This window comes from Brevibacterium sp. VCM10, assembly GCF_000583215.1.
Lineage (GTDB): Bacteria > Actinomycetota > Actinomycetes > Actinomycetales > Brevibacteriaceae > Brevibacterium > Brevibacterium linens.
In genome coordinates, this window is record NZ_JAJB01000088.1 from 1 (window position 1) to 1,265 (window position 1,265).

The 1,265-nt window shown below is 65.1% G+C and carries 1 protein-coding gene; it reads left to right on the forward strand.

Annotated features, from left to right (window positions below; translation table 11 throughout):
• Positions 1 to 1,249, forward strand: a 1,249-nt coding sequence (locus tag AD89_RS0117125; protein ID WP_025780811.1) for a M13 family metallopeptidase, incomplete at its 5' end; no start/stop codon positions are given.
• Between the last annotated feature and the right edge of the window lie 16 nt (positions 1,250 to 1,265).

Genomic DNA, 1,265 nt, shown 5'->3' on the forward strand with positions numbered 1-1,265 from the left:
GGGGATCCTCACCGCCGAGGCGGCCGATCTCAAGTACCTCGTCGTCTCCCAGCCTTCGTTCGTCACGGGCATGGCGAAGGTGTGGGCGGAGACCGATATCGAGACCATCAAGACCTGGCTGCGCTTCGTCGTCGTCTCCGACACCGCCTCGCTGCTGTCCGATGAGTTCGTCGAGGAGAACTTCGACTTCAACTCCCGGACTCTGTCGGGCACCCCGGCACTGCGGGAGCGCTGGAAGCGCGGGGTCAGCCTCGTCGAGGGCTACCTCGGTGAGGCCGTGGGCAAGCTCTATGTCGCCGCTGAGTTCCCGCCGTCGTCGAAGGACGCGATCGATCACCTCGTGGGCATGCTCATCAAGGCCTATGACAAGTCGATCCGCGAACTCGATTGGATGAGCGAGGAGACGAAGGAACGCGCGCTGGTCAAGCTCTCGAAGTTCACTCCGAAGGTCGGCTATCCGGAGGTGTGGCGGGAGTACCCGGCCACGATCGACGCCGCCGACCTGGTGGGCAATGTGCGTCGCTGCTCGCAGGCCGAGCATGTGCGGCAGGTCAAACGGATCGGCGGACCCATCGACCGCACCGAATGGCTGATGACCCCGCAGACGGTCAACGCCTACTACCACCCGGTGATGAACGAGATCGTCTTCCCGGCCGCGATCCTCCAGCCGCCGTTCTTCGACGCCTCCGGTGATGTGGCGGCGAACTTCGGAGCCATCGGCGCGGTCATCGGCCACGAGATCGGGCACGGCTTCGACGATCAGGGTTCGCGCTATGACGGCGACGGCAACCTCGTCGATTGGTGGACGTCTGCTGATCGTGAGCGCTTCGAGGAGCGCACGAATGCGCTGATCGCGCAGTACGAGGAACTGGTTCCGGCCGGTCTCGAGGCCAACCAGCATGTCAACGGGGCGCTGACGGTCGGTGAGAACATCGGTGACCTGGGTGGTCTGTCGATCGGTTGGAAGGCGCTCGAGCTCGAACTCGGCGAACGGGCGGGCACCCCGGGTGTGCCGGTGGCGCCGAGCCCCGAGCAGGCGAGGGCGTTCTTCTCCGCGTGGGCGAAGGCGTGGCGGTCGAAGATGCGCACCGAGGAGCGGGTGCGGCGGCTGTCGATCGACCCGCATTCGCCGGAGGAGTTCCGCTGCAACCAGGTCGTGAAGAACATGACCGCCTTCCACGACACCTACGGCGTGACCGAGTCCGACGGCATGTACTTAGCCCCCGACTCCCGAGTCACCATCTGGTAATTACTACCTGACGGCG